This is a genomic window from Beggiatoa alba B18LD (genome assembly GCF_000245015.1).
Taxonomy (GTDB): Bacteria; Pseudomonadota; Gammaproteobacteria; order Beggiatoales; family Beggiatoaceae; genus Beggiatoa; species Beggiatoa alba.
The window spans coordinates 3895629-3920002 of the sequence record NZ_JH600070.1 but is presented as its reverse complement, the minus strand read 5'-3'; the positions used below and the strand labels follow the sequence as shown (position 1 = coordinate 3920002).

Annotated in this window: 20 protein-coding genes and 1 pseudogene; 10 read left to right on the top strand and 11 right to left on the bottom strand. The window is 43.1% G+C overall.

Going from position 1 to position 24374, the window contains the following annotated elements:
• Nucleotides 1-7 precede the first annotated feature (7 nt).
• The 9 genes from bamA to rpsB all read right to left on the bottom strand — a co-directional run bounded on the left by bamA (nucleotide 8) and on the right by rpsB (nucleotide 9820).
• On the bottom strand, nucleotides 8-2323 hold the full coding sequence (gene bamA, locus BEGALDRAFT_RS16135; RefSeq protein ID WP_002691838.1) for an outer membrane protein assembly factor BamA: 2316 nt from the start codon (nucleotides 2321-2323) through the stop codon (nucleotides 8-10).
• A gap of 153 nt (nucleotides 2324-2476) precedes the next feature.
• The gene (gene rseP / locus BEGALDRAFT_RS16130) at nucleotides 2477-3823 is read right to left on the bottom strand and encodes an RIP metalloprotease RseP (RefSeq protein ID WP_002691836.1); all 1347 of its coding nucleotides are present in this window, start codon (nucleotides 3821-3823) and stop codon (nucleotides 2477-2479) included.
• 47 nt (nucleotides 3824-3870) lie between these two features.
• Entirely contained in the window at nucleotides 3871-5064 is a 1194-nt protein-coding gene (gene ispC, locus BEGALDRAFT_RS16125; RefSeq protein ID WP_002691834.1) for a 1-deoxy-D-xylulose-5-phosphate reductoisomerase, read from the bottom strand.
• Entirely contained in the window at nucleotides 5064-5885 is an 822-nt protein-coding gene (locus BEGALDRAFT_RS16120) for a phosphatidate cytidylyltransferase (RefSeq protein WP_002691832.1), read from the bottom strand. The genes ispC and BEGALDRAFT_RS16120 overlap by 1 nt, the downstream gene beginning before the upstream one ends.
• Nucleotides 5857-6612, bottom strand: coding sequence for an isoprenyl transferase (locus BEGALDRAFT_RS16115; RefSeq protein ID WP_002691831.1), 756 nt, complete (start codon nucleotides 6610-6612; stop codon nucleotides 5857-5859). Before BEGALDRAFT_RS16115 ends, BEGALDRAFT_RS16120 begins: the two co-directional genes overlap by 29 nt.
• A gap of 61 nt (nucleotides 6613-6673) precedes the next feature.
• Nucleotides 6674-7231 carry a ribosome recycling factor gene (gene frr / locus BEGALDRAFT_RS16110; RefSeq protein ID WP_040295735.1) on the bottom strand — a complete coding sequence of 186 codons (558 nt, stop codon included), beginning with the start codon at nucleotides 7229-7231 and terminating at the stop codon, nucleotides 6674-6676.
• A 12-nt stretch (nucleotides 7232-7243) separates the two neighbouring features.
• Nucleotides 7244-7972 carry a UMP kinase gene (pyrH, locus tag BEGALDRAFT_RS16105; protein WP_002691827.1) on the bottom strand — a complete coding sequence of 243 codons (729 nt, stop codon included), beginning with the start codon at nucleotides 7970-7972 and terminating at the stop codon, nucleotides 7244-7246.
• A 129-nt stretch (nucleotides 7973-8101) separates the two neighbouring features.
• The gene (gene tsf / locus BEGALDRAFT_RS16100; RefSeq protein WP_002691825.1) at nucleotides 8102-8980 is read right to left on the bottom strand and encodes a translation elongation factor Ts; all 879 of its coding nucleotides are present in this window, start codon (nucleotides 8978-8980) and stop codon (nucleotides 8102-8104) included.
• A 78-nt stretch (nucleotides 8981-9058) separates the two neighbouring features.
• Complete coding sequence (gene rpsB / locus BEGALDRAFT_RS16095; protein ID WP_002691824.1) at nucleotides 9059-9820, bottom strand: 30S ribosomal protein S2; 762 nt, start codon at nucleotides 9818-9820, stop codon at nucleotides 9059-9061.
• 323 nt (nucleotides 9821-10143) lie between these two features.
• On the opposite strand from rpsB, the gene map reads away from it, so the two are divergent.
• From map to BEGALDRAFT_RS16075, 5 genes and pseudogenes are all read left to right on the top strand, one after another.
• Nucleotides 10144-10923 carry a type I methionyl aminopeptidase gene (map, locus tag BEGALDRAFT_RS16090; protein ID WP_002691822.1) on the top strand — a complete coding sequence of 260 codons (780 nt, stop codon included), beginning with the start codon at nucleotides 10144-10146 and terminating at the stop codon, nucleotides 10921-10923.
• 741 nt (nucleotides 10924-11664) lie between these two features.
• Nucleotides 11665-11916, top strand: a pseudogene (locus tag BEGALDRAFT_RS16085) (IS1 family transposase); the annotation flags it as partial.
• A gap of 21 nt (nucleotides 11917-11937) precedes the next feature.
• On the top strand, nucleotides 11938-12027 hold the full coding sequence (locus BEGALDRAFT_RS19695) for a hypothetical protein (RefSeq protein ID WP_081484206.1): 90 nt from the start codon (nucleotides 11938-11940) through the stop codon (nucleotides 12025-12027).
• A 194-nt stretch (nucleotides 12028-12221) separates the two neighbouring features.
• Nucleotides 12222-12674: an outer membrane lipoprotein gene (locus BEGALDRAFT_RS16080; RefSeq protein WP_002691821.1), complete on the top strand. Its 453-nt coding sequence runs from the start codon at nucleotides 12222-12224 to the stop codon at nucleotides 12672-12674.
• Between the two features lie 8 nt (nucleotides 12675-12682).
• The gene (locus BEGALDRAFT_RS16075) at nucleotides 12683-13444 is read left to right on the top strand and encodes a class I SAM-dependent methyltransferase (protein ID WP_002691819.1); all 762 of its coding nucleotides are present in this window, start codon (nucleotides 12683-12685) and stop codon (nucleotides 13442-13444) included.
• Between the two features lie 527 nt (nucleotides 13445-13971).
• On the opposite strand, the gene BEGALDRAFT_RS18535 is transcribed toward BEGALDRAFT_RS16075, so the two are convergent.
• A complete protein-coding gene (locus tag BEGALDRAFT_RS18535; protein WP_002691817.1) occupies nucleotides 13972-17178 on the bottom strand; it encodes an InlB B-repeat-containing protein in 3207 nt (1068 codons plus the stop codon).
• 403 nt (nucleotides 17179-17581) lie between these two features.
• On the opposite strand from BEGALDRAFT_RS18535, the gene BEGALDRAFT_RS16065 reads away from it, so the two are divergent.
• From BEGALDRAFT_RS16065 to BEGALDRAFT_RS16045, 5 genes are all read left to right on the top strand, one after another.
• Nucleotides 17582-19417 (top strand): response regulator, encoded by a 1836-nt coding sequence (locus BEGALDRAFT_RS16065; RefSeq protein ID WP_002691815.1) that lies wholly within the window; start codon nucleotides 17582-17584, stop codon nucleotides 19415-19417.
• A 303-nt stretch (nucleotides 19418-19720) separates the two neighbouring features.
• Nucleotides 19721-20047: a thioredoxin TrxA gene (gene trxA, locus BEGALDRAFT_RS16060; RefSeq protein WP_002691813.1), complete on the top strand. Its 327-nt coding sequence runs from the start codon at nucleotides 19721-19723 to the stop codon at nucleotides 20045-20047.
• 383 nt (nucleotides 20048-20430) lie between these two features.
• The gene (rho, locus tag BEGALDRAFT_RS16055) at nucleotides 20431-21687 is read left to right on the top strand and encodes a transcription termination factor Rho (protein WP_002691811.1); all 1257 of its coding nucleotides are present in this window, start codon (nucleotides 20431-20433) and stop codon (nucleotides 21685-21687) included.
• Between the two features lie 32 nt (nucleotides 21688-21719).
• A complete protein-coding gene (locus BEGALDRAFT_RS16050; RefSeq protein WP_002691809.1) occupies nucleotides 21720-22631 on the top strand; it encodes a glycosyltransferase family 2 protein in 912 nt (303 codons plus the stop codon).
• Between the two features lie 85 nt (nucleotides 22632-22716).
• Complete coding sequence (locus BEGALDRAFT_RS16045; protein WP_002691807.1) at nucleotides 22717-23400, top strand: hypothetical protein; 684 nt, start codon at nucleotides 22717-22719, stop codon at nucleotides 23398-23400.
• Between the two features lie 381 nt (nucleotides 23401-23781).
• Here BEGALDRAFT_RS16045 and BEGALDRAFT_RS16040 read toward each other — a convergent pair whose 3' ends face one another.
• The gene (locus BEGALDRAFT_RS16040; RefSeq protein WP_002691805.1) at nucleotides 23782-24294 is read right to left on the bottom strand and encodes a cache domain-containing protein; all 513 of its coding nucleotides are present in this window, start codon (nucleotides 24292-24294) and stop codon (nucleotides 23782-23784) included.
• Nucleotides 24295-24374: the final 80 nt, after the last annotated feature.

The following is a 24374-nucleotide window of genomic DNA, read 5'->3' as shown; positions in this document are numbered from 1 at the left end:
GTCAAGATTAAAAATTAGTACCAATTGAGAACTGGAATGCTTGGGTTTGGTCGCCGTCTTTATCGTTAATGGGATAAGCAAGACTAAAAGTGAGTACACCAATGGGTGAAATCCAGATTGCACCAAGTCCTGTTGAAGCGCGTAATGTTGATACATCAAAATCTTCGTTTTGACCGTACACGTTCCCAACGTCAACGAATGCAGAGACACGTAACGAGCGGAGGTCTTCCGCAAAAGGAATGGGCAAGAAAAGTTCTGCATTTCCAACTACTTTGAAATTTCCCCCCAGCGGTCTGTCATTAGAGTCTAAAGGCCCTAATGTGTTTTCTTTGTAACCACGAACAGTACGCGGTCCCCCCGCTGTATAGTTTTCAAAAAATGGTAACTCGTCATTATCGCCGTATCCATCACCATAAGCAACCTCTGCTTTGGTCGAGAAAACGTAATCCTTCATAATGGGGAATAACCATTGTTGGCGATAGCTGAGTTTGTAGTAATCTAAATCGCTGATTGGAATTGCAATTTCTGCGTTAAAGGATTGAAACATCCCTTTATCAGCAAAAACAGCACGGTTACGGGTATCGCGTGACCAGCTCGCGGTTAAACGATAAGAGTCGTAAGTATCGCCGTAGCGATTAATAAAATCAAAAACTTCTGTTGCACTGGATTCGGTGGTTTTTAATTTGGTGTTGTCGTAGTTAAATCCAAGGCGCACGCTATTGAATTCACTGATGGGAATACCATAAGTCATGTTTCCGCCATACACATCGGTGGTGTAACGGCTTAAGTTGGCTTCTTCTGCATCAGTTGTACGGTAAAAAAGTCCAAAACCACGGCTAACCCCATCTACATCTACATAGGGATTTAAATAGGAGAAGCTATAAACGGTATTCACTTGGCTATTGTTGACTGCCGCGCTGACATGTCGCCCTGAGCCTAAGAAATTATCTTGTGAAATACTGGCGTTGAGTAATAAACCTTGCGTTTGTGAGAATCCAACCCCTGCCATTAATGAGCCTGAGCTTTTTTCTTGAACGGTATAGTTAATATCGACGAGGTCGTTGGTATTGGGGACTAAAGGGGTTTCTACGCCAACATTATCAAAGTAGTTGAGTAATTCTAAGCGGTTTTGTGAACGTTTTACCGCACGGGTTGAGATATAACCGCCTTCCATTTGGCGCATTTCTCGACGTAGGACTTCATCGCGGGTTTTCGTATTGCCCTGAAAATTAATCCGTCGCACATAAATCCGTCGATTTGGGTCAACAAAGAAGTTTAAAGCAACGGTTTTCTTTTCCTTATCAATATCAGGCACCATGTTGATGTTAGCAAATGCGTAGCCTTCATCGCCTATCCGTTCGGTAATCGCTTCTGTTGTACTGGTAATTTCTTTACGTGAAAATACATCACCTGACTTAATTGTCATTTTTGAGGTGAGTTCTGATTCAGGGACAATGAGATTGCCAATCAGTTTGATATTAGAAATGCTGTATTGTTCACCTTCCGTGATAGCGATGGTGATATACACATCTTTTTTATCAGGGGTAATAGAAACTTGTGTTGAATCAATGGTAAAATTGATATAGCCACGGTCTAAATAATATGAACGAATGGCTTCTAAATCGGCAGAGAGTTTTTGGCGCGAATATTGGTCATTGCTGGTAAAAAAGGATAGCCAGCCCGTTGTTCCTAATTGCATTTCACTGAGCAATGCTTTATCAGGGTAGGTTTTATTCCCAATAATATTGATTTGTTTGATTTTTGCGACAACTCCCTCAGAAATTTTGAGGTCAATCGCAACGCGACTTTCATCCAGTGGGGTAACGGTGGTATCTATTTGTACCGCATATTTTCCTAAGCTGAAATATTGCCGTTGTAACTCAAGTTTTACCCGTTCTAATGTCGATTTATCAAAGACACGTCCTTCTGCAAAATTAATAGATTTTAAGGCATTTTTTAAATCTTTGGTTTCAATACTACTATTGCCTTCAATATTAATTTGCGAAATAGCGGGGCGTTCTGCCAATTTAACGACTAACACGTTCTCATCACGCGCTAATTGCACATCGTTAAATAACCCTGTTTTAAACAATGCAGTAATTGCATTATTGGTTTTTTGTGCATCTACCCGCTCACCGACTTGTATCGGTAGGTAGTTAAAAACCGTCCCTGAGGTGGTGCGTGTCAATCCTTCTAAACGAATATCGGTTGCGGTAAAAGGTTCAAAAGCCCCTGCACTCAGTGCGTAACTGGAAAGAAGCACGCCTAAACAGTGGCGATATTGAAAACGTTTAAGTTGCGTAGTAAAAGGTCGATTGTTCATTCAAGCGGCGGTGGGGTTGTTTAAGTGTTTGTCCGTATTATCGGCATTCGGTCACTAAGTTAGGCAATCGCTCTATTATCTTACGATGTTATCTTGAGAATCAATAAAACGGGTGAAATTAGTTATTATCTATTGCTATATCGTTGACAATCACTAAAGTAGTCGTCCAAGGTCGTTAAAAATCGCAAGTCCCATAAGTCCAAGCAGTAAGCTCAATCCTATTCGATAAAAGAAAAACTGTGTTTCTTCATCAACGGGTTTACCCTTAACCCATTCTAAAAAATAAAATAAGAGGTGTCCGCCGTCTAACACAGGAATTGGTAATAGATTCATTACCCCTAAACTGATGCTAAACACACCCAAAAAGGTTAAAAAGGTGATAATGCCGTTACTGGCGGACATACCTGCGTATTGTGCAATGCCAATTGGGCCGCTGATATGGGTTAGTGAGACTTCTAATAACACTATTTTACCCAAGAAGCGTAAAGAAAGAATTGTAACATCCCATGTTTTAACCGTACCTTTCCAAATAGACTCAAAAAAGCCATAGTATTCAGTAGTTAAATAATCTTCGGGGATAAGTATTCGTGGCGCGTAAACACCCACACGTCCTACCCCATCGATATTATCAGGGGTTAGTGTCAAGGTATGACGCTCTCCTTGACGTTCAATTTCTGTCACGATGGGCTGATTAGGACGAGCCATCACATATTTTACCCAATTTGTCCAATCTGCAACTTTTTCCCCATTCAGTGACAAAATACGGTCGCCTTCCTGCAAGCCTGCTCGGTCAGCCGCGCTATTAGCAATAACCTGCCCAGCTTGTGCGGGTAATGGTATGCGAAAAGGAGTCAGTCCTAAATGCTGAAGAAATTGTCCTTCCGCAATATCATCTAGGGATAATTCACTGGTTGCAACCGTTAATTGTTTTTCATAAAGCCCTTCTGTTTGTACCGTATAAATACTATCTTCTTGGTCTAACATCGCGGGCAATGTTGCTTGTAGGACAGTTTGCCAGTGTGGCGTGGCTGTTCCATTCACGGCAATAATTTGATCACCTGATTGTAAGCCCGCACGTGCTGCAACACTATTTGGGCTCACCTCACCCACAATGGCTTTAATATCGGTGATACCGAATTGATAAATCAGGGTATATACAAGAATAGCAAATAAAAAGTTAAACAGTGGCCCTGCACTCACAATGGCGGCTCGTATCCATAACGGTTGACGGTTAAAAGCACGATGTCGTTCTTGCTCAGGGACTTCCCCCTCTGCTTCATCTAACATCTTCACATACCCGCCTAATGGCACTGCTGCCAATGCGAATTCGGTATTATCACGCCCAATTCGTCGTGACCATAGGACTTGTCCAAATCCGATGGAAAAACGTAAAATTTTAACGCCTAAGCGTTTAGCAACCCAGTAATGTCCAAATTCGTGAACCGTCACTAAGACGACTACCGCAACAATAAACGCGAATATCGTTTGGATGAGCCACATAATTTCCATCCCAATTTATAAAGAATAATTGATGCGCAATATGGGGGTTAAAAAGGTGACTGCAACTTATCTAACCATGTTGTTGCCCACAAACGGGCCTGAGTATCATCAGCTAAAACATCATCCAAGCAAGTAACCGTTTTTGCAGGAATATGTGCTAAGGTATTTTCAATTAAGCGCGGAATTTGTGTAAATCGAATGCGTCGTTCTAAAAAGGCTTGTACTGCAATTTCATTTGCTGCATTTAAAATCGTGGTTGCTGTTCCCCCTATTCGCATGGCTTCATAAGCCAATTGCAAACAAGGAAAACGACCATCAACAATGGGTTCAAATTCTAATCGAGCAATTTCAATTAAATTTAAGGGTTCAACACCCGCACTGATACGCTTAGGATAAGCCAGCGCGTGGGCAATGGGTGTGCGCATATCAGGATTGCCCAATTGTGCCAGCACAGAGCCATCAACATAAGCGACTAAAGAATGGATAATACTTTGTGGATGCAAAACAACGTCTATAAAATCCGTTGTTGTATTAAATAACCAACACGCCTCGATGACTTCTAAACCTTTATTCATCATCGTTGCCGAATCAACAGAAATTTTTTGCCCCATTTTCCAATTTGGATGAGCACAAGCCTGCTCAGGCGTAACTTCCCCTAACTGTTCTAACGGGGTTTTGCGAAAAGGGCCACCCGATGCGGTGAGTAAAATCTTATGTACGCCTAACTGGGCTAAATCGCCAACTTGTTGAAACTGCGCAGGCATACATTGGAAAATGGCATTATGTTCGCTATCAATCGGCAATAACGTTGCCCCTGTATCCCGAATTGCCTGCATAAATAAATGCCCTGACATCACAAGGGCTTCTTTATTCGCCAATAAAACCGTTTTGCCCGCTTGAGCAGCGGCAAGTGTCGGTAATAAACCCGCACCGCCCACAATCGCCGCCATCACCTTATCTACATCAGGCAATTGCGCAACTTTTACAAGTCCTTCTACGCCACTTAATACCGTCACATCTGAATTTAAGGCTTTTAAACGATAAGCAAGTTGTTCCGCTGCATCAGGCTCAACCATCACCGCATAACGGGGCGACCACTTAATACATAACTGCAATAAGCGTTCGACATTTTGATTGGCAGTTAGCGCGATAACCTGATATTGCTCAGGATGTTGACCAATGACATCAAGCGTATTTAAACCGATAGTGCCTGTCGCGCCTAAAATACAAATGCCTGCCATTATAAAGTTCCTGTGATAAAAAGACTGGTAACAAAAATGGGGCTTGCTGAGGTTAAGCTGTCAATTCGATCTAACACACCACCATGCCCTGGTAATAACTGCCCACTATCTTTTACACCCGCTTTCCGTTTAAACAAACTCTCTAACAAATCTCCCAGAATAGACGCACAAACCGTCAACAGCCCAATTCCTAACAAAATGACTAAAGCAACACCAGAGAAATGCGCCCACCCGCCAAATAACAAGGTAACGATAAGACTAGCTCCTAAAGCCCCCCAAACACCCGCCCATGTTTTCCCTGGACTGACTTTATCCGCTAATTTTCCACGTCCCCAACGTCGCCCAGCAAAGTATGCCCCCGTATCAGCCGCCCAAACTAGAATCAAGAGAAATAACACCCACTCCCCCCCACGTTGTGCGTGCAATAACCACAAAGCACACCATGCAGGCAATAAAATCCAGACACCTAAAGCCGTTTTAACAATTCGCTCTGTTGGTAAATAATCACGCCCCTGTTGATAAGCCCACACAACGAATAAAGCAAACAACCAGCCTAAACTTGCAACACTTATCAAACCATTCAATAACAACGGATACTTATATAATCCTAAATAAGTGATACTCATTAAAACCGCAAATATCCCTGTATAAATCCATTTTTCTACAACTTGCGTCCAACCACTCAAACCCGCCCATTCCCACACCCCAAGCAAGACAAAAATGCCCAAGACAATGGCAAAAGATAAAGTAGAAAAATACAAATCTAAAATGACTAATAAGGGTACTAAAATACTAGCGGTTAGAATTCTTTGCTTGAGCATCTTGTTCTACCTGATCGCCTGTTCGTCCAAATCGACGTTGTCGCGTTGCAAAAGAAGTCAGGGCTAATTGAAACGCATCCGCATCAAAATCAGGCCATAAAGTATCCGTAAAATACAACTCGGTATAAGCCAATTGCCACAATAAAAAATTACTGATGCGCTGCTCGCCCCCTGTACGAATAAATAAATCAGGTTCGGGCAAATCAGCAAAAGATAAATGTTTAGCTAACAAAGACTCATTAATTTCTTGGGGGGTTAATAACCCCTGCTCAACTTGATGGGCTAAATAACGGCTCGCTTGAGTAATATCCCAACGTCCGCCATAGTTAGCAGCAATGACTAAGACCAATCCCGTATTATGCTGAGTTTGCTCTTCAGCATGACGAATCAGTGCTTGTAACTTTTCAGGAAAGGCAGTGCGCTCGCCGATAATTCGCAAGCGAATATTATTACCATGTAATTTTTTAACTTCATTCTGTAACGCAAACATAAACAATTCCATCAATAAACTGACTTCTTGTTCAGGTCTGCGCCAATTTTCACTACTAAACGCGAACAGCGTTAAAACCTCAATGCCCTGCTCCGTACAACAACGCACGATTTTTCTAACGGTTTCAACACCAGCACGGTGTCCTGCAATACGCGGTAACAGACGTTTCTTTGCCCAACGTCCATTACCATCCATAATAATTGCCACATGGCGTGGCGTTTGCGCCTGTTTTGTCATAAGAGTTGATGTGTCGCTAAGGTGACTCGCCCAAAAAAAACGATAAACCATTACGCCAGCATTATACTTCCATTAACTCCGTTTCTTTATCCGCTAATTGCTTATCTAACAAAGCAATATATTTATCTGTCAACTTCTGCATACTCTCTTCGGCGCGTCTTTCATCATCTTCAGAGATAGAACCGTCTTTTTTCAGTCCTTTTAAATCCTGAATCGCATCACGGCGAATATTACGCACAGCAACCCGTGCATTTTCAGCTTCATGGCGCACAACTTTCACCAAATCGCGGCGACGCTCTTCGGTCATGGGGGGTAAAGGAACACGTAAAACTGTCCCTAAATTTGTTGGGTTCAACCCTAAATCAGAATCTCTAATCGCCTTTTCCACTGTAGATAACATCGGTTTTTCCCAAGGGGTTACCCCTAAGGTACGATTATCTAACACGGTCACATTGGCAACCTGATTAATAGGCGTATCATTCCCATAATAAGGCACCATCACATGATCCAATAAACTGGTATGAGCGCGACCAGTACGGATTTTAATAAATTCGGCTTTGAGTGCTTCGATACTTTTCTGCATCCGCTCTTCTGCATCGGATTTTATCATCTGTAACATTTCACTCATTACTTATTCCTCACTATAAATCAAAGTACCTTCATCAACGCCTGTTACAGCACGTAATAACGCGCCTGCTTGTCCCATATCTAACACGCGCAAAGGCATTTTATGATCGCGACATAACACAACGGCGGTCGTATCCATAACCCCCAATTGATTTGCCAACACTTCGTTATACGTTAAACGGCTAAATCGCGTTGCATTTGGATTTTTCTTCGGGTCTGCTGCATACACCCCATCAACCTTTGTCGCTTTTACCATCAAATCTGCATTAATCTCAATTGCTCGCAAACTCGCGGCAGAATCAGTGGTAAAAAAAGGATTACCTGTCCCTGCGGCAAAAATCACCACCCGCCCTTTTTCTAAATGGCTAATAGCCCGACGGCGGGTATAGTCCTCACAGACGGCATCAATACGAATCGCAGACATCACGCGGGTATGAACCCCTACTTTTAACAATGCGTCTTGCATCGCAAGTGCGTTAATGACGGTTGCTAACATGCCCATATGGTCAGCCGAGACACGGTCTATCCCATTTGCGGTTAAACCTGCACCCCGAAAAATATTCCCGCCACCAATGACTAAACCAACTTGTACTTGTAACTGCACAATATCACGGATTTCTAAAGCAAGCCGCGCAATAATTTGCGGGTCTATTCCATAGCCTATATTCCCCATTAAAGCCTCACCACTGAGTTTTAAGAGGACACGGCGATAAGCAGGAGTCAATTCAGACATTTGGAAAAATACCGATTATCTTGTTTAAGAAGGGTGAACAGTCCGCCATCAGCAACTGCAAAAGATAAAAAACCATAATTGCAATAGACGGCGGACATAAATAAAGAGATGAAACAGCTGGGTTAAAAATTAACCGCTCACTGCTTTCACTTGTTGCATGACTTCATCAGCAAAATTCTCGACTTTCTTCTCGATACCTTCACCGACTTCAAAACGGATAAAACTGGCAACGGTCGCTTTTTTACTACCTAACAATTTTTCTACCGTTTGGTCAGGGTCTTTAACAAATGGCTGACCTAATAAAGTGATTTCTTTTAAGAACTTTTGCACCCGACCGCCAATCATCTTTTCAATAATTTCAGCAGGCTTACCACTTTCTTGTGCTTGCGCAATGAAAATTTCTTTTTCTTTCGCAATTAAGTCAGGGTCAACTTGCTCCGCAGAAACGCAAACAGGACGGCTTGCGGCAACATGCATTGCAACATCACGGGCTAAATCCACATCACCGCCCCGCATATCGACCAATACGCCAATCCGCGTACCATGTAAATAAGCCCCCACAACCCCACTGATAGGCATTAAAGAGAAGCGACGAATAGTCATATTTTCACCAATCTTCGCAATCAACTCACGCCGTCTTTCATCAACGGTTTTACCATCAGCTAACTGAGCGGCGGCTAATGCCTCTAAATCGGCGGGCTTATTCACCAATGCACTACTGGCAATTGCATCGCAGAATTCTTTAAACTCATCACCTTTAGAAACAAAATCAGTTTCACAGTTGACTTCAACAATCACCGCATTTTGCGCATCTTGTTGAATCACGACCAACCCCTCAGCCGCAACACGTCCTGCTTTCTTATCCGCTTTCGCCTGTCCTGCCTTACGCATGGCTTCGATAGCAGCTTCGATATCGCCATTATTTTCGGACAAGGCTTTCTTACATTCCATCATACCTGCACCAGTCCGCTCACGCAGTTCTTTAACCAGTGCCGCTGAAATTGTCATAAACAGTAACTCCTTCAAGCAAATCAATATAAAATTCGGGTAAAGGGAAGTCCTAAAACTTCCCCTACAAAAAACGGCTTATTCGGCTGCTTGTTCTTGCGCGTCAGAAGCAACTTTATCGTCTTGCACTTCTACGAAATCATCCTCATTGGGCAATAAACCCGCTTGACGACTTTCGAGAATCACATCGGCAATGCCGTTTGCATACAAACCAATGGCACGGATAGCGTCATCATTACCAGGAATCACATAATCAATATTCAAAGGGCTAGAATTACTATCCACCACACCAATCACAGGAATCCCCAACTTCATCGCTTCGCTAATGGCGATTTTTTCATAACCGACATCGATAACGAATAACGCATCAGGCAGACCATTCATATCCTTAATCCCGCCTAAGCTACGCTCTAATTTTTCGACTTGGCGATTAATGGATAAGGCTTCTTTTTTGGTTAAATGATTGATAGTTCCGTCGCTAATCATCGCCTCTAAATCTTTCAAGCGTTTGATAGAAGACTTCACTGTCTTATAGTTGGTCAGCATCCCGCCTAACCAGCGACGATTGACATAAGGCATACCACAACGCAATGCGGCTTCCTTAATTGGCTCTTGGGCAGAACGTTTCGTACCCACAAATAAAATATTGCCTTTTCTCGCGGCTAATTTACCAATGAAGTTAGTCGCTTCATTGTATAAACGCACGGTATGCTCAAGGTTGATGATATGGATTTTATTGCGAGCACCGAAAATATAAGGTGCCATTTGCGGATTCCAGTAACGGGTTTGATGACCGAAATGCACACCCGCTTCCAACATTTGACGCATTGAAACTGCCATTTAAAAACTCCAAAAAATAAAGTAGGGTTAATCCTCCATACATCCCATAGATTGACTCCTTAACGGAGCACCCCAATATATGTGCCGATGTATGTGCGATGTGACAAGTGTTAAGACCTGTCGGTTGAGAATTAAAGTATGGTTATACTTTGTAAAAAGACAACGGCATTTAACGAAAGGAAAAACTTTCCGAAACGGCTATTTTAGCGTATAACTGCACGCTTTAATATTTATCATTCACAGAAAAAGCGTTTTACCGCATACAAAGCGCGTGCTTTATACCACATAAGGCACAAGACAACAATTGTATTCCTATAAAAATTATGGCAGTCACAATTAAAACTCAGACAGAAATTGAAAAAATGCGGGTTGCGGGTCGATTAGCGGCTGAAGTCTTAGAAATGATAGAACCCTATATTCAAGTTGGCATCAGCACTGAAGAAATAGACCGCATTTGTCATGATTACATGGTCAACGTGCAAAAAGTGATACCTGCACCACTGAACTATAAAGGCTTTCCAAAATCCATTTGTACTTCTGTTAATCACCAAGTTTGCCACGGCATTCCGAATGATAAAAAATTAAAAGCGGGCGACATTGTCAACATAGACATTACCGTGATTAAAGACGGCTATCACGGCGACACCAGCAAAATGTTTATTGCAGGCGAACCCACTGTTCGCGCAAAACGCCTTATCGATGTAACTTACGAATGTTTATGGATAGGGATTAGACAAGTTAAACCTGGTAATTATTTAGGCGATGTCGGTGCTGCTATTCAAAAACATGCTGAATCGCTCCATTTCTCCGTTGTGCGTGAATACTGCGGGCATGGTATCGGACGATTATTCCACGAAGACCCCCAAGTTCTACACTACGGCACACCCAAAACAGGCGAACTACTCCGCCCTGGTATGATTTTCACCATAGAACCCATGATTAACGCAGGAAAACGCCACATCAAACTATTACCTGATGCGTGGACAGTCGTCACCAAAGACCACAGCCTATCCGCCCAATGGGAACACACGGTATTAGTGACAGAAGACGGCGTAGAAGTATTAACGCGACGTGGGGAAGAGGCAAGCCAATCAACAAATTAAAGACTCAATTGCCAAGCCTCTCTTAAAAAAACGAGGGTATTGCTAAACAACGCGAGTACGGCGAGATTCTTTTAAAAAGACAATAGTTTGAATGTTGTTTTGAATGTTGTAGGGTGGAATAGCGAAGCGTATTCCACCTTGAAATTCTGCAAAAACTGAGCAAAAAAAGATTATAAATCGTAGGGTGGAATACGCTTTGCTATTCCACCCTACATTTTTTGGTTGAAAAATTCTAAAAGGTTTTCGCCACTCGCCGAACTAGCATTAATGAAGGTGTATCAATAACCTGAGTTCGGCGAATTTCTTTTAAAAAGACAACAGCTTGTCTGAATCAGAATTCACAGAATTTTCAGAATTAGCAGAATTAAAAAGCGTTATTCACCTTAAATTTTTGGTTTTAGGGTTTTAAATTCTGTTAATTCTGAAAATCCTGATTCAGACAATGTTTTAATCTTGTCTGGTGAATTCCGATGAAAAACAAGAGAGTAATCTCTGCCAGTCCTTCAACCCTTTTCGCGTGTTCCGACAGACCTGCTAGGTTTTCAAAACCTAGCAGGTCTCTGTTTTATTTTATAAAACTCGCCGAACTCAGGTTAAACAGGTAAGGTTGATAGGATATAAAGAACCTCCCAGAAAAAGAGAACCGCAAAACGCAAAATGCCAGATTGTCCCGAATGTCAAAGTCCTCATGTGATTAAAAAGGGGAAAACGCATTTAGGCAAACAAAACGACAAACTAGGCGTTTATCGTCAATGTGCAGTGTGTTATACGGATTTTTGGGCGGCGTATAAAGGGGTATTACCCAGTAAACGTCACCGAGCGGTCGGGAAGGAGACAGGTTTAACTAATCATATAGAACGATTTAATAACACATTGAGACAGCGAGTTAGTCGCTTAGTTCGCAAAACCTTATCCTTCTCTAAGAAATTGCAAGATCACGTGGGAGCTATCATTTTTTTCATTAATCGTTACAACCTATCCTTACTTGTTTAGCAAACATTAGTTAAAAAAGAAATGCGGATTTTCCGCCAATTAGTCGGCGAAAACCTAGACGCAGATAAACTCCTACCCTACCTAACATGCCAAACAACACATAGTTGTTAAATACCCCCGCCTCGCGCCATTTCCAAACGAAACCAAGCTAACCGTATCGATAGAAAGCACTAACACACGGTATCGAGAATGTCCGTAAATCCCCCTACGGAAAAATGCAGATTAAAACTAGCACAACACTTGCTACACTTACAATAATTTAGAGATAACAACAAATACCCCCATAACTAAGGAATAACCAATTTATGCGCATATATCCCTTATTACTGATTCTATTAACTACATTCACGCTCAGTGCTTGTGCAACCAGCCGTTCAGGCTCAGTCTATACCCGCGAACAAGCCCGCCAAGTGCAACAAGTAGAATATGGCACTGTGCTTGCCGTGCGCTCCATCCTGATTGAAGGCACAAAAACCCCTATCGGCTCTGTCGGTGGTGCAGCAATTGGTGCAATTGCAGGTAGTGCAGTAGGTGGTGGCAGAGGGAGCGATATTGCTGCTGTTGCAGGTGGTATTGGCGGATGGCTGTTAGGGTCAGCCGCTGAAGAAGGCTTAACCCGCCAAGACGGCTTAGAAATTACCGTTCGATTAGACAGCGGTAGAACCGTTGCTGTTGTACAATCTGCCGATGAAATCTTTAACATTGGCGACAAAGTGCGCCTTGTCTCTGGTGATGAAGAATCCCGTGTTGTTCACTAAATTTACTAATGACCATCCCTATTTACCCAAATACCCCCAATCTACAACCCACTGCCGCCCAACTCGCGGCAGTTTTTCATCTCCCCCTCAGCGACCACCCCAACCCCACAGGATTAACGCTACATTTACGCGCTGATTACTTAGAATTAATTGATTTTAATAGTAAAGAAAACGGCATTTATGTCGACTTTATTGGCGGGCGGGTTGGCTATCGTCGCCAACAAGGGGGCGGAAAAAATCAACCACTAGGGCGAGCCATCGGATTGAAAAAAAATGCAACCCCTCGCATTATCGATGCAACCGCAGGGTTAGGGCGTGATGCATTTGTCCTTGCCTGCTTAGGTTGTCGCATCACCCTTGTTGAACGCTCCCCCGTTGTCGCCGCACTGTTACACGACGGACTACAACGTGCCCAACAAGACCCTGAAACAGCAGAAATTATTACCCGCATCAAGTTGATACACCAAGACGCAAGCGATTATCTTGCCCACCTTCCCCCAGACGAAAAACCCGATGTTATCTATTTAGACCCGATGTATCCACACCGCGATAAAAGCGCGTTAGTTAAAAAAGAAATGCGGATTTTCCGCCAATTAGTTGGCGAAGATTTAGACGCGGACAAACTTCTACCCCTAGCCTGCGGAAATGCTAAACAACGGGTTGTTGTCAAACGTCCACGCCTCGCGCCATTTCTCGCAGAGACTAAACCAACGGTATCGATAGAAAGCCCTAATACGCGGTTTGATGTGTATATATCAAACGTATTATAAAAAGATTAAATAGAATTCAATAAAAATAGCGCATCAATATAGTAAACGCACTATAAAACGATGCCGAGGACTGGCAGTCCTCACAGGACTGCCAGTCCTAAATTTAATCACTTTGTGGTACGTTTACTATAGCAACCTGAGTTCGGCGAGATTTATAAAATAAAACAGAGACCTGCTAGGGTTTCAAAACCTAGCAGGTCTGTTGGAACACGCGAAAAGGGTTGAAGGACTGGCAGAGATTATTCTCTTGTTTTTCATTGGGATTCACCAGACAAGATTAAAACATTGTCTGAATCAGGATTTTCAGGATTAACAGGATTTAAAACCCTCAAACCAAAAAGTTAAGGTGAATCACGCTTTTTAATTCTGCTAATTCTGAAAATTCTGTGAATTCTGATTCAGACAAGCTGTTGTCTTTTTAAAAGAAACTCGCCGAACTCAAGTTATAGCAGGTTTTTTCACTCGAAAAACAAGGGGGAGTTTCCTCCCCCTTGTTGTGGTTGTCAGCAGATGTCACTCAAGGTGAGTTATTCTGTTTTAATAGTGGTATCAATGGGTACTGCGTTGAACACTAACTTACCAACATCAGAACCTGAAGTGATACGGTAGCCAATGAAGATTTGTAACACACCAGGAGCGGCGAATTTGCTTGCATAAATCTTGATTGGGTAGTAAGCAGGTAAGATTAGCCCTGTTTTTTGTGCAGTTAATTGACCTAAGGATTGGACAATATCACGGCTATCAAAGTTCCATGCAGCGACGCATAATTCACAAGTATTGTTTTTACCATCTAACATGTACCAGAAGAATTGGTCACCAATGGTTAATAAACCCGCAACAATGATGTCTGCCGTTTTGCCCACGTCTTCGCTAGCGACTTTGATATGACCTGCGACTACAACATCCTCCAACATGGTGGTATTAGATGGATTGAGGTAGCTTGAACCATTATTTACCATCACACCGCCGACAATTTCTGCTGTGGTTGCAACACCTTCACCTGTGGTTGCTACCGCTGTGGATAAGAGTGGTTGTGCAGGTTTGCAAACACCATCTAACAAGATGCCTTTTTGTGATTCAAAGCAATTTGCTTCAGAACTGGTGGCTGTTGTAAAGGTTGCTGTGCAAGCTTTTGCACTGTCCAGTGTCAACACGAGGGTTGTAGATGTGCCTGAGCAACTACCACTCCAACCTGTGAAGGTTGCACCTGTTGTCGGTGTGGCTGTTAAGGTGATGGCTGTGTTGGTATTAAAGCTTGCAGAACAAGTCGTACCGCAATTAACACCGCTGGGAGAGCTGACGACAGAGCCACTACCTGTTTTTGTGATGGTTAATGTTTGTGTTGTGCCTGTGCTGGTATCGCTGAAGGTTGCAACGCAAGATTTAGCGGCATCAACAGTGACCGTTGCGGTGGTGTTTGTGCCTGAGCAGCTACCGCTCCAGCCTGTGAAGGTTGCACCTGTGCTGGGGCTGGCTGTTAAGGTCACGCTGGTGCCACTGGTGAAGCTGGCAGAGCAAGTTGTACCGCAATCAATGCCTGTAGGGGTGCTGCTGACAGTTCCGTTACCGTTCTTTGTTACGGTTAAGGTTTGTGTCGTGCCTGTGCTACCACTTGTAAAGGTTGCTGTGCATGTTTTCGCGGCATCCATTGTCACACTTAAAGGATTGGTTGTGCCTGAGCAGTTTCCGCCCCAACTGGTGAAGGTCGCGCCTGTTGCAGGGGTTGCAGTTAATTGAACCGTCGCGTTTTGGGTGTAGTTAGCTGTACATACAGTGCCTGTTGTACCGCAGACGATACCGCCCACATCACTGGTAATAGAGCCATTAGTTGGTGCTGGGGCAATGGTTAATGCGGGTCCTGTGCTGGTTGTTGAGGTTGCAACGCCAGTGACTTTAATCCGGAAGGGATTTTCTGAAACGCCCGCATCATGTGTACCACCGTTTGCACGGTCGGTGTTGTAGATTTCAATGGTTTCGTTGAAAGTACCTGCCGTTGTTGGGCTGAATTGGACGCTAAATTGTGTTTCGCTGAGTTGCACAACACGGTTTGCTACTGTACCAACTGTTTTGAAGTTGAGTGAGGGCTGTCCATTTTGACCTAAGAAGTTGACAGAGGTCACGAGTAAGTCTTCTGTACCAACCCCAACGTTTTTGATAATGATTTCTTTAGTAACAGGCGTACCGATGTTGGTTGTTCCAAAATCGATGGACGTGGTGGCATCTGTTTGTAATTCAGTTGTTCCAAAGTACACATCAATTTCAGGGCTAACAGGGGCTGGAGGTGGGGCGTTTTCAAATGTTCCTGTCACTTTAAAGGTAAAGCTGGGATTTGTAGGATCATTGGTTGCGATAGTTACCGTACCTGTATAAATGCCTGCAGTTGTGCTGGTCATCGCTAATTCAAAGGTTGTTTGTTCACCTGAGGGCGTTAACGAGGTTGCACAACCACCGTTTGTTGGTTGGTTTAAAGTACGGGGTCCTAAGACTTGATCAGAATCTGCATAAGGTCCAGGGGTTGCTGTAACGGCAGTAGTCAGACCTGCTATTGTTGGAGCAATAGTCGCTAAGTTTAAATTACTGTATCCAATATTCTTTAAAATAAAGGTTTTGGATAAGGTTTCACCAACAGTTGCTGTTCCTAAATCAATTGTAGCGTCTTTTGATACGGTTAAGCTGGTATCTACCAACACTTGTAATTTTGGATTCAAGTCAGGGACAACAACGGCACTGATAGGAATCTCCGCAGGGTTGGAATCAGGGTCGGTTGAGAAGACTTGCAATTTACGTTGTGGCACAACATAGGGATAGGTTGTGGGCGTTGGGCTGAGTTTGGCTGGGTCAAAAGTGACTTTGAACGAGCCGGCAATGGGCGTTCCCGTATAAAGCGTTGCAGGAGCAACAGGGTCAATTAACCCCATTAATCCCGTTAGACCGCTGGTGACTGATGAACCTGAGGTGCTGCTTAAACCAAAGGCGGTATCAGGCGAGGGGAAGAAGACAATACTGGTTACTGAATCTGTTGGGGGGGTGAAAGTACCATCATTGGTTGAACCAACCGTAACCGTTTTAATCGGGTTCGCTGTTGACCCTGGTGCAGTTAGCCCAATGTTTAAACAACGGGTTGCTGTTTGTGGAGGAACAGCAGGGTAGAGTTGATTTGTGGTTTCGTAGGTGCTTAAGTCAGTGGTATCAAATACCCGTAATCTCGCATTAGACCCCGTTGCTGGCGTTGCAATAGTACCAGAAATGGGAAAACTAACGTTTGCAAATCCTGCTTCATTACTAGAAATACCCACATTTCCACTCACGACCGTATCAGATGCTTGAGAATTCAGGCGAATGATAAAAGTTGCGGTTGTTGTCGTTGTTCCATCTAAAACCAGTGGGAACGGAGTGGGTACTGTGGACATCAAGGTATAACCAGAGGGCACTGTAATAGCGGTAATTTGCAGTGCTGTGGCAGTGGTTAAAGTACATGTTGCCGTTGTTGTTGTATTAGGAGAGATAGTGCCCAGATTTAAGGTAGGACTAGGAACGGGTACGTTTGTCGTTACAACGGCAACGGCTGTTGCCCCTGTTGGGTTAGCAGGAGTACAAGAAATATCATACGCCCATACGTTTTGTCCTAATGCGGAAAGCGCAAGGCTTCCGACAACAGATAGCCAAATTTTCCGCCGTCTGTAAGTGCCTTCAGCGGGTGCTGAAGGTGTTCCTTTGTTCATAAAAGTACGCATATAAAAAGCCTCCAAAAAATAACGTGTCACCAATGCCTATTTAAGACATGCCTACCTGACATCAAATAGGTTGCTATTATTAAGGCAATAACCACGCCATTTTTTATTGTTATTGTTATTCAATTGATTAGTAGCACATTCTAAGCGGTTACTTATTTGACTCAGTGCTTAGAAAGTGACAGATATTAACCTTTTTTAATCTCCTTCCCTGTGTAGCTGTGAGATGACATAAAAATAAATCGATGTTGATAAACTCAACACCCTGTCAAATGCTAATCAGCGTCATAGAAATGACATTTTTATGCGGTAAATCAATCCGTATTGCAGCGTAACATATCGAGTATAATACAAGCTTAGTAGCCCGTATGATTCTCTTAATTTTCTCTGCTGATGCCCTGTGCTTATGCAAATTCCAACGACAGAAAACACCCAAAAACCGAACTTACTTATCGTTGATGATAATCCCGCTAATTTACGATTATTAGTCAGTTTATTAGCAGACAGTGGTTATAAAGTCCGTCCTGTCCCCAGTGGTGCGCTAGCACTTTCTGCGGCGCAACTCTTGCCCCCTGATTTAATTTTGTTAGACATTAACATGCCTGATATGAACGGGTATGAAGTGTGTCAGCATTTAAAAGCAGAAGAAGCGACAAAACACATTCCTGTTTTATTCATTAGCGCATTAGATGATGCAATGGATAAAGTTCATGCGTTTCGAGTGGGTGGCGTTGATTACATTACAAAACCTTTTCAACCTGAAGAAGTTTTAGCACGGATTCAAACCCATTTACATATCAGCCTGTTACAGAAACAATTGCAATTAGCCAAAACCGAAGCGGAAAATGCAAAAGAATCTGCGGAAACCGCAAATCGTGCAAAAAGTCGTTTTCTAGCCAACATGAGCCATGAACTGCGTACCCCCTTAAATGGTATTTTGGGCTACGCTCAAATTTTGAGACATGACAGCAACTTAACCCCACAACAGCAGGAAGGCATTAATATCATCCAGCGAAGTGGCGAATATTTACTGACACTGATTAACGATATTTTAGACTTATCAAAAATTGAAGCTGACCGCATGGAATTATATCAAAGCGATTTCAGCCTAGAACAATTTCTCAATAATGTTGTCGACCTGTTTCGAATGCGGGCAGAACAAAAAGATATTCGGTTTATATACGATTCCCCCTTTGTTCGGAAAGAAAAAAATGCATTACCGACAGCCATTCGTGGCGATGAAAAACGCTTGCGTCAAATTCTCATCAATTTATTAGGCAACGCCATTAAATTTACCGAAAAGGGGCAAGTCATTTTCCGTGTAGAAAAAGAACACGATAAAATTTGTTTTAGCGTTGAAGACACAGGCATTGGAATTCCTAGCAATAAATTAGAAGAAGTATTCCTCCCCTTCCAACAAATTGGCTCACACAATCAACAAATGGAAGGTACAGGCTTAGGACTTTCAATTAGCAATCGCCTTGTCAACATGATGGGCGGTAAATTACAAATTACCAGCCAACTCGGACAAGGTAGCCGTTTCTGGTTTACGATACATTTACCAGAAGCAAAAGGCTTTTCTGATAACCAACCCAGCATTTTACCCAAAATTACAGGCTACGAAGGACAACAGCGTAAAGTTCTCATTGTGGATGACCAAAAATTTAACCAGCTGGTTTGTAAACACTTATTACAACCTTTAGGCTTTGAAATTAGTCATGCCTACACAGGACAAGAAGCCATTGAAAAAACCCAAGAATTAAAACCAGATGTCATCCTAATGGACTTAGTGATGCCAGAAATGGACGGCTTTACCACGACAGAACGCATTCGCAAACTTCCTATTGCATCTGATATTACCATTATTGCCGCATCTGCCAGCGCATTCAGCCAAGACCAACAAAGAAGCCTAGCCTCAGGTTGTGACGATTTTATTGCAAAACCCATTAAAGCAGATGAACTCCTTAAAAAGCTAAAACACTATCTGAGTCTCACATGGACATATGAAAAACCTGAAATGACCTTACCAATAGAAACAACGTTCACAGCCCCCAATTCCGAACAACTAAAAACCCTACTAGACCTCACTATTCGCGGTGATATTGAAGGCATTTTAGAATATATCACCATTTTAGAAAATGATAACAAAGCGTTACAAGCGTTTACCTACCGTGTTCGCCAAATGGCAAAAAATTTTCAATTAAAACATATTCGTGAATTAGTTAAATCGCTATCCTCATAAAACACGTATAGCAGACAAAAATATTGCCTGCCCATCTTTATATACGCAATAACGAATATACTTGAGAAATACACAATACATCCCCAATTATTAACATATCGTAATTGTTGGATTAATTAATATAACAAACAGAAAGACAAGACTTATTTAGAATTTTTATTTTAAAATGTTTGATTAGATGTACAATAAATCCTGCTTTACGTGCGTACTAAAACAACAAACGTGAAGAACAGAATGACCATTCACCACTATCTTTCTTCAAACACACAAAAGTTTATCCTCAATCATTGGAGCATCTCGTAAATGAGCGAAAATATAACAGAAATTACTGACTTAACCTTTGCAGATGAAGTGCTGAATGCAGACTCCCCCGTCTTAGTTGATTATTGGGCAGAATGGTGTGGACCCTGCAAAATGATTGCGCCTATCATGGAAGAAATTGCCAAAGAATATGAAGGAAGGGTAAAAGTGGTTAAATTAAACATTGATAACAACCCAGAAACCCCCCCTAAATACAGTGTTCGTGGCATTCCAACCCTGATATTATTTAAAAACGGCAACGTAGAAGCCACCAAAGTTGGCGCAATTTCAAAATCTCAACTGACCGCATTCTTAGATAGCAATCTCTAATGCAAAAAAACTAGACGAAATATTACTGACGTGTTAGCATTTACGACTACAGTGTGCAACGCACTACATTAAAAACTAAAGTAGTCATAAGCATATTCTTAAAACGTATTTTTCGTTAGTTCACACAAACCCAGCCCGTTTTAATCCCCTCACCAACGCACGATACCAAAACGGGCGATAGTTTTCTTAAAGAACTAAAAAACCACTCACCATTTCATCACTACCATCTACAGACTGTTAGCGAATTCATCACTATGCTCGATAGTTAGCCCCTGTATTCCGCACTGATACCTAAGCGCGTATCATCCGCAACCCCGATACAATCTCCATCAAGACCATTCTTAACCATCCCTGCAACACAATCTCTACCCAAATAGACAATTATGAATCTAACCGAACTCAAGAAAAAAAATGCTAGCGAACTTATCCAAATGGCACAGGATTTGGGACTAGAGGGAACAGCCCGTGCTCGTAAACAAGACATCATTTTCGCGCTCCTCAAAGCCCATGCCAAAAAAGGCGAAGACATTTTCGGGGATGGCGTACTAGAAATATTACAAGACGGTTTCGGGTTTTTACGCTCTGCTGACAGCTCCTATCTTGCAGGTCCAGACGATATCTACGTCTCACCCAGCCAAATTCGCCGATTTAACCTACACACAGGCGACACCGTCTCAGGCAAAATTCGCCCCCCCAAAGAAGGCGAACGCTATTTTGCCCTGCTTAAAGTCAGCGAAATCAACTTTGAAGCCCCAGAACAAGCCAAAAATAAAGTTCTCTTTGAAAACCTAACCCCACTTTTTGCAAACGACCGATTCCGCTTAGAACTTGGCAATGGCAGTACTGAAGATGTCACCCCCCGCATTATTGACCTTATCGCCCCCATCGGCAAAGGACAACGCGGCATGATAGTCTCCTCCCCCAAATCAGGGAAAACCATGATGCTCCAAAGCATCGCCCACTCCATCGCCATCAACCATCCAGAATGCTACCTCATCGTCCTCCTCATTGACGAACGCCCCGAAGAAGTCACCGAAATGATGCGCTCCGTTAAAGGCGAAGTCGTTTCCAGCACCTTTGACGAACCCGCGACAAGACACGTCCAAGTTGCTGAAATGGTGATTGAAAAAGCAAAACGACTGGTTGAACATAAACGCGATGTCGTTATCCTCCTAGACTCCATTACCCGCCTTGCCCGCGCCTACAACACCATTGTCCCCTCCTCAGGCAAAGTCCTCACAGGTGGTGTCGATGCCAACGCCCTACAACGCCCAAAACGCTTTTTCGGCGCAGCACGTAACATTGAAGAAGGCGGCAGCCTCACCATCATCGCTACTGCCCTTGTTGATACAGGCTCACGTATGGACGACGTGATTTACGAAGAATTCAAAGGCACAGGCAACAACGAATTACACCTAGACCGCGAAATTGCCGAAAAACGCATCTATCCCGCCATCAATATCAACCGCTCAGGCACTCGCCGAGAAGAACTACTGGTTAGTGCCGACGACCTCCAAAAAACATGGATACTACGCAAACTTCTCCAACCCATGGACAACATCGCCGCGATGGAATTCCTCATGGACAGACTCAAACTCACCAAAAACAACGCCGAGTTTTTCGACTCCATGAAACGCTAATTTCACGACCCATCCTATAAAGAGCCTACGCCTTGTCGGATACTACAGACCAAACACCCACAACAACCCCATTTGTCTCCATCATCATCGTCAACTACAACGGTGGTGAACTACTCACCCGCTGCGTGTTATCTGCCCTTGCCTCACAACAAATTGACTTTGAAATCTTTGTTGTCGACAACGCCTCAGATGACACCAGCCTTGCCACCCTACGGGCTGCTGTTCACAATGACAAACGGGTTACTATCCTACAAAACGAGCGCAACGAAGGCTTTGCCAAAGCCTCCAACCGCCCGATTCCACAAACACGCGGACAATACCACCTCTTTCTAAACCCCGACTGCCTCATTCAACCCGATACCCTCTACCGATTCTGCCAAACCCTCGCACAATACCCCCATGTTGGCATGGCAGGCGCGCTTGTGCGCAACCCTGACGGGACAGAACAAGCGGGCAGTCGGCGTGGCACACCCAGCCCATGGCGTTCTGTCGTTCGTGTACTTCACCTAGACAAACTCCTACCCAACCACCCCCGCTTTAAAAGCTTTGTCCTCACACAAGAACCCATGCCCACTGAACCCACAGAAATGGAAGGCATCTCAGGTGCTTGCATGTTTGTCCGCCGACAAGCCATGGAACAAGTCGGTACAATGGACGAAGCCTACTTTCTCCACTGCGAAGATTTAGACTGGTTTATGCGTTTTCGCCAAGCAGGCTGGACAATTCTCTTCATTCCCGACATAGAAGTCACACATATTAAAGGCGCGTGTAGCCGTCGCCACCCCATTCGAGTACTCTGGTACAAACATCGTGGCATGGTACGCTATTACCGAAAATTCTTTCGCCAACAATATCCTATCTGGTTACAATGGGGAGTTATTACCGCTGTTTGGATACGTTTTGCTATGCTATTGCTTATCCAAAGCATCTTACGAAAATCATAAAACCATCACATCAAAAACCCGTTAATATGATACGCCCGACACAAGCGATAACGGTTTTATAGCAAATAGAGAGGAGGACACACCGATGGAAATTCGTTTTAGCCAACGCCCTGGTTGTTGGGAACGTTACTTACAACGTCAATATCAAAACCCCCTCTTTGCTGAAATCCGTGACCGCGAGGTTACACAAGCAGAAGTTGAACGCGCCCAAAAACGCGACGAAAGCGAACGCCAAAAATTTACAAGCCAATTTCAAAAACTATTAGAAGAAGTGGCAACATTACAAGCACAGGTAGAAGCCGATGTCGTGCTACACCTACGCACAAAAATAGATAGCCTTTACGAACACTGTGCAGGCTTAGGAGGAAAAGATTACAGCATGGAAAAAAACGCCCTTGTAAAACTGGGCGAACTCATTGTTGAATCCATCCGTGCTAGTGGACTACATGACAGTAAAACACTAAAAGAACTAGAAAAAGAAATGGTTGCCCGTCAACTACATTTCAACTTATTAGAATATCCGCTAATTGCCCACCTTTTACACCCAGAATCACCCATTAATGAAGCGAGCATTGTCCCGACTTTATTATCTGAAGAAAACAAAGCACTACGAGCGGCAATGACCTTATTCGGCGCAGAACAACAAAAAATTCTTTGTACAGCTGCTCGTGATTTAATTAAACGCTTACAAATAGAAGGAAAACGTGTTCCATCTGTGGTGCTATTACGATTAGAGACGATGGAACAGCCGATTAATAAATTAAATTAGAGAAGGCAGACACAGACTTACTAACCTGAGTTCGACGAGATTCTTTCAAAAAAGACAACAGTTTGTCTGAATCAGGATTCACAGAATTTTCAGAATTAGCAGAATTAAAAAGCGTCTTTCACCTTAATTTTTTGGTTTAAGGGTTTTAAATTCTGTTAATTCTGAAAATCCTGATTCAGACAATGTTTTAATCTTCTCTGATGAATCCTTATCACAAAGTGATTTAAATTTAGGACTGCCAGTCCTTCGCATCGTTTTATAGTGCGTTTACTATACTGTTGCTATACATTTTCTCCAAACCATTAAAAAAGCCCCGCTCAAGTTTAACCCTGAGCGGGGCTTAATGTAAAAGCTAACTATTCGGATTAGATAGCGTTATTTTTAGAGTTTGCCGTTTAAGGCTTCAACAGTAGCGGCATCGTCATAAATGCCAGCACCGACTTGGATGCTAGAGCCTTCAATGGCGTGCGCATAAGAGAATTTCTTGAAAATGCCTTCAACACCAGGTTTTGTCCATTGATACTCAACCCAGCCACCTTTCGCGCCTTTACCTGCTTCACATAATTCTTTAAACAGTTCTTTGGCGTTTTCTTTGGCTTTGTCTTTCATGGCTAACACAGGTTGACCGACTAAAGCGGGAGCCATGGGGTGGGCAACCATTTTGTCTTCTTTGCAGTCATAGGCGAAGACATAGGTATCTTTCCACACAAATTTGCCATCTTTCTTGTTTAATTCAGCTAAACCAGCGGTTGCATCTTTTGCAACTTCTGCTGCGGCTTCTTTGACTTTGGCGACAACTTCGTCAGCGGTCGCAACGTCAGCGGCAAAAACAGAACTCACACCGAAACTGAACACAACACCAGCAGTTAAAGCGGCAATTTTGGTCAACTTCATAAAATTCTCCTTTGAGATGCTTCTTATTGGTTGTAATCTTGTGATGAAAAAAACTTATCTGAAAATGATAAGTGTTGTTT

What these genes read in the sequence shown, in the direction of transcription:
- bamA (WP_002691838.1), bottom strand. Translation starts at nt 2,323, where the DNA reads ATGAACAATCGACCTTTTACTACGCAACTTAAACGTTTTCAATATCGC.
- rseP (WP_002691836.1), bottom strand. Translation starts at nt 3,823, where the DNA reads ATGTGGCTCATCCAAACGATATTCGCGTTTATTGTTGCGGTAGTCGTC.
- ispC (WP_002691834.1), bottom strand. Translation starts at nt 5,064, where the DNA reads ATGGCAGGCATTTGTATTTTAGGCGCGACAGGCACTATCGGTTTAAAT.
- BEGALDRAFT_RS16120 (WP_002691832.1), bottom strand. Translation starts at nt 5,885, where the DNA reads ATGCTCAAGCAAAGAATTCTAACCGCTAGTATTTTAGTACCCTTATTA.
- BEGALDRAFT_RS16115 (WP_002691831.1), bottom strand. Translation starts at nt 6,612, where the DNA reads ATGACAAAACAGGCGCAAACGCCACGCCATGTGGCAATTATTATGGAT.
- frr (WP_040295735.1), bottom strand. Translation starts at nt 7,231, where the DNA reads ATGTTACAGATGATAAAATCCGATGCAGAAGAGCGGATGCAGAAAAGT.
- pyrH (WP_002691827.1), bottom strand. Translation starts at nt 7,972, where the DNA reads ATGTCTGAATTGACTCCTGCTTATCGCCGTGTCCTCTTAAAACTCAGT.
- tsf (WP_002691825.1), bottom strand. Translation starts at nt 8,980, where the DNA reads ATGACAATTTCAGCGGCACTGGTTAAAGAACTGCGTGAGCGGACTGGT.
- rpsB (WP_002691824.1), bottom strand. Translation starts at nt 9,820, where the DNA reads ATGGCAGTTTCAATGCGTCAAATGTTGGAAGCGGGTGTGCATTTCGGT.
- map (WP_002691822.1), top strand. Translation starts at nt 10,144, where the DNA reads ATGGCAGTCACAATTAAAACTCAGACAGAAATTGAAAAAATGCGGGTT.
- BEGALDRAFT_RS19695 (WP_081484206.1), top strand. Translation starts at nt 11,938, where the DNA reads ATGCGGATTTTCCGCCAATTAGTCGGCGAAAACCTAGACGCAGATAAA.
- BEGALDRAFT_RS16080 (WP_002691821.1), top strand. Translation starts at nt 12,222, where the DNA reads ATGCGCATATATCCCTTATTACTGATTCTATTAACTACATTCACGCTC.
- BEGALDRAFT_RS16075 (WP_002691819.1), top strand. Translation starts at nt 12,683, where the DNA reads ATGACCATCCCTATTTACCCAAATACCCCCAATCTACAACCCACTGCC.
- BEGALDRAFT_RS18535 (WP_002691817.1), bottom strand. Translation starts at nt 17,178, where the DNA reads ATGCGTACTTTTATGAACAAAGGAACACCTTCAGCACCCGCTGAAGGC.
- BEGALDRAFT_RS16065 (WP_002691815.1), top strand. Translation starts at nt 17,582, where the DNA reads ATGCAAATTCCAACGACAGAAAACACCCAAAAACCGAACTTACTTATC.
- trxA (WP_002691813.1), top strand. Translation starts at nt 19,721, where the DNA reads ATGAGCGAAAATATAACAGAAATTACTGACTTAACCTTTGCAGATGAA.
- rho (WP_002691811.1), top strand. Translation starts at nt 20,431, where the DNA reads ATGAATCTAACCGAACTCAAGAAAAAAAATGCTAGCGAACTTATCCAA.
- BEGALDRAFT_RS16045 (WP_002691807.1), top strand. Translation starts at nt 22,717, where the DNA reads ATGGAAATTCGTTTTAGCCAACGCCCTGGTTGTTGGGAACGTTACTTA.
- BEGALDRAFT_RS16040 (WP_002691805.1), bottom strand. Translation starts at nt 24,294, where the DNA reads ATGAAGTTGACCAAAATTGCCGCTTTAACTGCTGGTGTTGTGTTCAGT.